6 protein-coding genes are annotated in these 6,644 nt (G+C 71.6%); 2 read left to right on the top strand and 4 right to left on the bottom strand.

Translation table 11 applies throughout. The features are described 5' to 3' along the window. From DQW85_RS30045 to mtrA, 4 genes are all read right to left on the bottom strand, one after another. On the bottom strand, nucleotides 1-372 hold a 372-nt coding region (locus tag DQW85_RS30045), incomplete at its 3' end, for a ComF family protein (protein WP_420819195.1). 70 nt (nucleotides 373-442) lie between these two features. Continuing rightward, the gene (locus DQW85_RS30040) at nucleotides 443-2,227 is read right to left on the bottom strand and encodes an LpqB family beta-propeller domain-containing protein (protein WP_162795489.1); all 1,785 of its coding nucleotides are present in this window, start codon (nucleotides 2,225-2,227) and stop codon (nucleotides 443-445) included. Further along, a complete protein-coding gene (gene mtrB, locus DQW85_RS30035; protein WP_113703193.1) occupies nucleotides 2,214-3,959 on the bottom strand; it encodes an MtrAB system histidine kinase MtrB in 1,746 nt (581 codons plus the stop codon). Before mtrB ends, DQW85_RS30040 begins: the two co-directional genes overlap by 14 nt. 17 nt (nucleotides 3,960-3,976) lie before the next feature. Then, nucleotides 3,977-4,654 (bottom strand): MtrAB system response regulator MtrA, encoded by a 678-nt coding sequence (gene mtrA / locus DQW85_RS30030; RefSeq protein WP_043620615.1) that lies wholly within the window; start codon nucleotides 4,652-4,654, stop codon nucleotides 3,977-3,979. Between the two features lie 267 nt (nucleotides 4,655-4,921). Between mtrA and DQW85_RS30025 the strand changes: the two genes are divergently transcribed. Both DQW85_RS30025 and DQW85_RS30020 read left to right on the top strand, forming a co-directional pair. After that, on the top strand, nucleotides 4,922-6,187 hold the full coding sequence (locus tag DQW85_RS30025) for a glycerophosphoryl diester phosphodiesterase membrane domain-containing protein (RefSeq protein ID WP_113703192.1): 1,266 nt from the start codon (nucleotides 4,922-4,924) through the stop codon (nucleotides 6,185-6,187). Beyond that, nucleotides 6,184-6,644, top strand: a 461-nt coding sequence (locus tag DQW85_RS30020) for a hypothetical protein (RefSeq protein ID WP_113703191.1), incomplete at its 3' end; no start/stop codon positions are given. The genes DQW85_RS30025 and DQW85_RS30020, both read left to right, overlap by 4 nt.

Below are 6,644 nucleotides of genomic sequence, written 5' to 3'. Positions count from 1 at the left end.
CCTCGCCCGCCTGGCGCGGCGCGCGCTCGGCACCGGCACGAGCGCGAACCCGCCGCCCGCCGGATGGCCGGACTCGACGGCCCGGGCCACCGTGAACGCCAGCGCGTCCGCCAACGGGACGGCCAGGGCGAGCTGGGCGCGTTCCTTGTACGCGATCACCGCCCGCCGTACAGGGCCCGCGTACTCCGCCGCGGACCAGCAGTCGGGCAGGCCCGCCGGGCACGGAACGGGCAGCCGCCGCGCCGGGTCGGCGACACCGCCGAGGCAGGCCCCGCAGAACGGGTCACCGGCCGCGCCGCAGCCGACGCAGGGCCGAGGCAGGACCAGGTCGAGTAGCGCGCTCAGCACACCGCCCAGCATCCCGCTTCCCACCGACATTCCTGACGGACGGCCCCCGCTCCCGTCCACGCCCCGCACCCGGGGGCGTCGGGGGCGCGTGAGGTCAGCCCAAGGGGAAGAAGGGCTTGCCTTGGTCGGCTGTCACGAGCCGGCTCCATGCCTGCTTGTCCTTGCTGAACTCCAGGATCTCGTTGCTATCCTCAGTGGCCGCCAGGATGCGGTCGCCCGCGGAGCCCGCCCGGAGGGCGGTGATGCTCTTGAGGCGCTTGCCCGTGGGGAGTTGCGTGGTCTCGCCGTCTCCGATGTTGATCTCGCGGACGCTCTGCACCTTCTCGTCCTTGCTCTGCACGAGCACGAGGAGGCGTTCGCCGTCGAGCCAGGCGATGTCGGTGATCCGCTCGTCCACGACCGTGGTGAGCGTCTGGAAGTTGCCCAGCATCGGCGCGCCGGCGCCGCCGGTGATGGCGCCGACCCTGACCTCCGAGTCGCCGATCGTCACCGCGACGCGTACGCCGTCCCTGGCCACCCTGAGGCTGGTGACGTCGAGGCCGTCCAGGCCGGGGGCGGCGACGCGCTCGGGGCCTCGCCCGGCCGCCGGGTCGCACCTGATCACCGCGGCGTTCGCCAGGTCGTACGTCCACAGCGTGCCGTCGCGCCGCCAGGACGGGGCCGTCAGGCGCGCGCCCTGGATCCACTGCTCCCACTGGCCGTCGGGGGCGATCCTGGTGACCCAGATGCCGCCCACGCCGTCCCTGCCCCTGGCCGCGACGAGGTCGCCGCTCTCGGCCATCGCCATGTCGCGGTGCTCGCTCGGCTGCCCCGCGGGCCCCTGGACGGCGTTGCCGGGCTCGTCCTTGTTCAGCGAGTAGACGGCGCCCCTGCTGGTGAAGTACGCGGGCTTGACGGTGTTGTCGAGCCATTCCTCGCGCCAGTTGGCGGGGACGGTGAGCGAGTCGGAGGAGAAGAACGGCTCTCCGTCGAGCTGCACCTCGATCGTCCGGCCGTTGGCCATGTTGTTGCTGTTGAGGCTCCACTTGAGCTGTGCCTTGAGCCCGTCGGCGAAGACGCCTTCGGGGTCGATGGGCCCGGCGAGGTCCACGACCACGCGGTCGTCGCCCGACCTGACGGACCTGACGCTCATGCCCTGCGGGAAGACGCTGCCCACCGCGCCGTGCAGCGCCTTGCTGGGGCCGCCGAGCAGCCGCCTGACGATGGTCTGCGCGAAGTTCTCGGTCGGCCGGAGGCGCAGCCAGACCCGGTCGACGACCAGCCGCCTGTCGGGCATGACGCCGCCCGCGGCGGGCGGGCCGGCGAGGAAGTAGAGGTTGGTCGGGCGGTAGGCGCGCTCCAGGTCGTCCACGGTGAGCAGCAGGCCGAGGCCGCTCCCGATCGTCTTGACCTTGTAGGCGCCCTGCTGGTCGCGCACCAGCGTGAAGTAGATCTCCATCTCCTGCGCGGCGCTGGAGGCGGGCACGTACGTGTCGTCGGCCTCGATGCGTGCCACGGGGGTGCCGACCAGCTTGATGACCACCTCCTTGCCGCCGGCCTTGCTCTCGTACGAGAACTGGGGCGCGTTGCCGATCACCGTGACCGGCCCGTCGGGCCTCCAGGCCCGGGCGGCCTCGGGCGTCAGGTAGGCGGGCAGCACCGTGGGATCGTCGGCGTAGGCGGCCATCGCGGCCTGTAGTCCCTTGACCACCTGCACCGGGTCCCAGTCCCGCTGCGGCGGGACGGCGATCATCCGCTGGAACGGCTTGCTCAGCTCCTCGCCGCCGCCCGCCCCCTCCATGGGGAACGGCCCGCCGACGGGGATCACCGCGCAGCCCGTGCCCGCGAACATCGTCATCACGATCGCCAAGGCGGCGCCGAGCCGCCTAGACCTCGTCATGGACGGCCCCGTCACCCGATGCCGGCAGCAGCACCGGTGTCATGTGGCCTCGCCAGGTGCGGCGCATCTCGATCTCGGGTGGCACCAGCGACAGCGGCGACCCCTTCAGGGCGACCCCGGCCGCCCTGGGCAGGGTCAGCCTGAACTGCGATCCCTCGCCCGACTGGCCCCAGGCCTGCAGCCAGCCGCCGTGCAGCGTGGCGTCCTCGCGCGAGATCGCCAGGCCGAGCCCGGTGCCGCCGATGGTCCGGGCCCGCGAGGGGTCGGCGCGCCAGAACCTGTCGAACACCATGGTCTCCTCGCCGGCCTTGAGGCCGATGCCGTGGTCGCGGACGGCCACGGCGACGGCGTCGCGGTCGGCGCCGACGGTCACCACGACGTCCCTGCCCTCGCCGTGCTCGATGGCGTTGAACAGCAGGTTGCGGAGGATGCGCTCGACCCGCCGGGTGTCGATCTCGGCCATGCACGGGTCGTTGGGCAGCCTGAGCTCGAAGCGGGTGCTGTGGCGTTCGGCCAGCGCCTCGGAGTCGGCGATGGCGCGCAGCACCACGTCGCGGATGTCGACCGAGTCGAGGTCGAGGGTGGCGGCGCCGGCGTCGTAGCGGCTGATCTCAAGGAGGTCGGCGAGCATCGACTCGAAGCGTTCGAGCTGGGCCTGCATGAGCTCGGCCGAGCGGGCGGCCATCGGCTCGAAGTCCTCGCGCGAGTCGTACAGGAGGTCGGCGGCCATCCGCACGGTCGTGAGCGGGGTGCGCAGCTCGTGGGAGACGTCGGAGACGAACTGCCGCTGGACCTGCGAGAGCTCCTCCAGCTGGTGGATCTTGAGGGCGAGGTTGCCGGCCATCTCGTTGAACGAGGTCGCCAGGCGGGCCAGGTCGTCCTCGCCGCGTACCTTGAGCCGCTCGTCGAGCTTGCCCGCGGCCAGGCGTTCGGCGGCCTGCCTGGCCAGCCGTACCGGGGTGACGACCTGGCGCGCCACCAGGTAGGCGATGGCGGCGAGCAGCAGCACGAGCCCGAAGCCGACCACGACGATGGCGAGCCGGACGTTCGACAGCATCTGCTCTTCCTCGTTGAGCGGGAAGAAGTGGTAGACCTGGTAGACCCCGCCGCTGTCGGGGCTGACCAGGCCGCCTATCACAAGCGTGAGCCGCGGCTGGGCCTCGCCGGTGAAGCGGATGAGCGCCTGCTGGCGCTGCGGCTTGTCGTAGGGGAGCTTGTCTATCTGGCGGCGCATGCCCTGGCGGAGCGCCTCGGGGACGTTCTTGGGCGTGACGTTGCCCGACGCTCGTGACGCGCCGGGCTCGGCCGGGTTGAGGACGAGCACCTCATAGCGCTTCTTCGAGCCGTCCTCGACGGAGCCGGTGATGGTGTCCATCACGCCGTCGAGCGGGTTGGCGGGCACGTTCTTGCCCGAGTCGGACGGTTTGGCCTGCTCGTCCGGCTGCTGGCTGAGCGCGTCGGCGATCTGGACGCGGTCGGCGAACGCCTCGCTGGCGGCCGACGCCTGGCGGCTGGCGATGACCGACTTGTTGATCTGGTCGGACAGGAACACGCCGAGCACGACCACCACGGTCACGGAGATCACCAGCGTGCTGGTGACGACCTGCAGCTGGAGGGAGCGTCGCCAGACGCGCCGCACCGTGCCGGCGGCACGCCGCGCCCGCCGGCGAACGCCGCCGAGGATCTGGCGGAGCGTTCGTCGGCGAAGCCGCTTCTTCCGTGTCGCAGGCATGACCGGCAGGGCGGACGTTAGGCGGGCCCGGCTTTGTAACCCACGCCGCGGACCGTCACCACGATCTCGGGATGCTCGGGATCCTTCTCGATCTTGGCGCGGAGCCGCTGCACGTGCACGTTGACCAGCCGGGTGTCGGCGGCGTGACGGTAGCCCCAGACCTGCTCCAGCAGGACCTCGCGGGTGAAGACCTGGCGTGGCTTGCGCGCCAGCGCCACCAGCAGGTCGAACTCGAGCGGCGTGAGGTTGATGGTCTCCTCCCCCCGCTTGACCGAGTGACCGGCCACGTCGATCGTGATGTCGCCGATCTGCAGGATCTCGGGGGTGGGCTCGTCCGTGCGGCGCAGCCGCGCCCGCACCCTGGCCACCAGCTCCTTCGGTTTGAACGGCTTGACGATGTAGTCGTCGGCGCCCGACTCCAGACCCAGCACGACGTCGATCGTGTCGCTCTTGGCGGTGAGCATGACGATCGGCACGCCCGACTCCGCCCTGATCCTGCGCGCGACGTCGATGCCGTCGGCGCCCGGCAGCATCAGGTCGAGCAGGACGAGATCCGGGCGAGTGTCCCGGAACGCGTCGAGGGCCTTGTCGCCGTCGGAGACAAAGGACGGTTCGAAGCCCTCTCCGCGCAACACGATGCCGAGCATCTCGGCAAGTGCGGCATCGTCGTCGACGACCAGCACGCGACCTTTCATGGCCCCTCATCCCGTTCTACGCATTGTGGGACATACCCGCACGACCGCTGAAGGTTACCCTTGGTGTGCCCATGTCTGAGACACGAGACCTTCAAAAGGCGAATTTTAGACTGGCAGCACGATCGCAACCTCAGTCTGCGGTAACCAACCGACTTTCGGCCATCCCCCGTTGACTACCTTGACCCGCTTCCTCCGGGAAAGTTGGGGACTGTGTGTCGAATCGGCCGCTCGACACCATGCCCTCCTCCACCGTGCCAGGATTGGGATATGTCAGACGGTCACGGTCCCACGCCCGAGACGCCACCAGGCTGGTCGGTCGAGCAGCCCCCGCCCTACGGCGCCCCGCAGACCTCGCCGTGGACCGCCCCCGGCCCGCACCCGCAGGCTCCGGCCGGTCCCGGCCAGCCGCCGCCTCACCAGCACGGGGCCCCATGGCAGGCCCACGGGCAGGCCCACGGGCAGGTCCACGGGCAGGTCCAGCCGGGCTACGGTCACATGCCGCCGCCCGCGCTGCGCCCGGGCATCATCCCGCTGCGCCCCCTCGGCCTCGGCGACATCCTCGACGGCACCATCAAGCTGATCCGGTCCCACCCCAAGGCGGTGCTGGGGCTGTCGGCGCTCGCCGCGCTGCTGGCCGCCGTGCCGGTAGCGGTCGGGCAGGCGTTGTTGTTCCGGAACGCCAGGGAGGCCGTCGCCGATCCGACCGCCGCCCCGCCCGACCCCACGGACATCTACGGCGGCTTCCTCGCCCAGTTCGGCGGACCGCTCGTCTCGGCGGCGATCAGCTTCGTGGTCGTGACGGTGCTGACCGGCGTGCTGACGCGGATCCTCGGCCGAGCCGTCTTCGGCGGCAACATCACGGCGGCCGAGGCGTGGCGGCTGACCAAGGGCCGTGTCCCCGCCCTCTTCGGCGTGGTGGGGTTGATGGCCGTCATCCTGCTGGCGCCGCTGGTCGTCATCGGCCTGCTCGTGTGGGCGCTGATCGCCTCCGGCACACCCGACCCCTCGTCGGGCGCCGTCGGCGGCATCCTGGCGATCTCCCTGGTCCTGGTCCTCCTCTACCTCGCCTACGTGCTGTTCTTCCGCACGCGCTTCGCGCTCGCGGCGCCGGCCGTGGTGCTCGAAGGAAGGGGTCCGCTGGACGCGATGCGTCGCTCCTGGCAGCTGGTGACCGGCGACTTCTGGCGGGTGCTCGGCATCCTGCTGCTCACCTCGGTGCTGGTCGGGTTCGTCGGCGCCATCCTGCAGGTCCCGTTCACCATCGCGGGCACGCTCTTCGGCCTGCTCGGCGGGAGCGACGTCGCCGCGGCGATCGTCGGGGCGGTCCTGCTGGCCATCGGCGCCACGCTGGGCGCGATGATCACCTACCCGTTCGAGGCGGGCGTCGCCGGCCTGCTGTACGCCGACCGGCGGATGCGGAGCGAGGCCTTCGACCTCGTGCTGCAGACGGCCGCGATCGAGCAGCAGCGCCAGGGCTGGGTGCACTCCTCGGCCGACGAGCTCTGGCACCCGTCCAACTCCGCCGGATCGTGACCCCGATCGGCAGGGAGGAGGCCGCGCGGCAGGCCGCGGAGGAGCTCCTCAGGGCCGAGTACGACAGGGAGCCCCTGCTCGACCGGCTCTACCGCTATGTCCAGCAGTTCATCGGCGACCTCATGGACGCGGCCACCGGCGGCGGCGCCACGGGCGGTGTCATCGCCTCCGCGGTCATCGTGGCGATCATCATCGGCATGGTCGTGCTGGTCGCGTGGCAGCTCCGCCGTACCTCCCGGCGCAACGCCGCGGCGGCGACCGCCCTGTTCGGCGAGCGGAGGATGACCGCGGCGGAGCACCGCCAGGCCGCCGAGCGGCTCGCCACCGAAGGGCGCTACACCGAGGCCGTCCAGGAACGGCTCCGCGCCATCGCCCGCGATCTGGAGGAGCGCGCGCTGGTCGACGGGCTGCCCGGCCGCACGGCCGACGAGCTGAGCGCCGAGGCGGCGCGCGCGCT

It is taken from the genome of Nonomuraea lactucae (assembly GCF_003313395.1).
Classification (GTDB): Bacteria; Actinomycetota; Actinomycetes; order Streptosporangiales; family Streptosporangiaceae; genus Nonomuraea; species Nonomuraea lactucae.
This window is presented reverse-complemented; position numbering and strand designations above follow the sequence as displayed.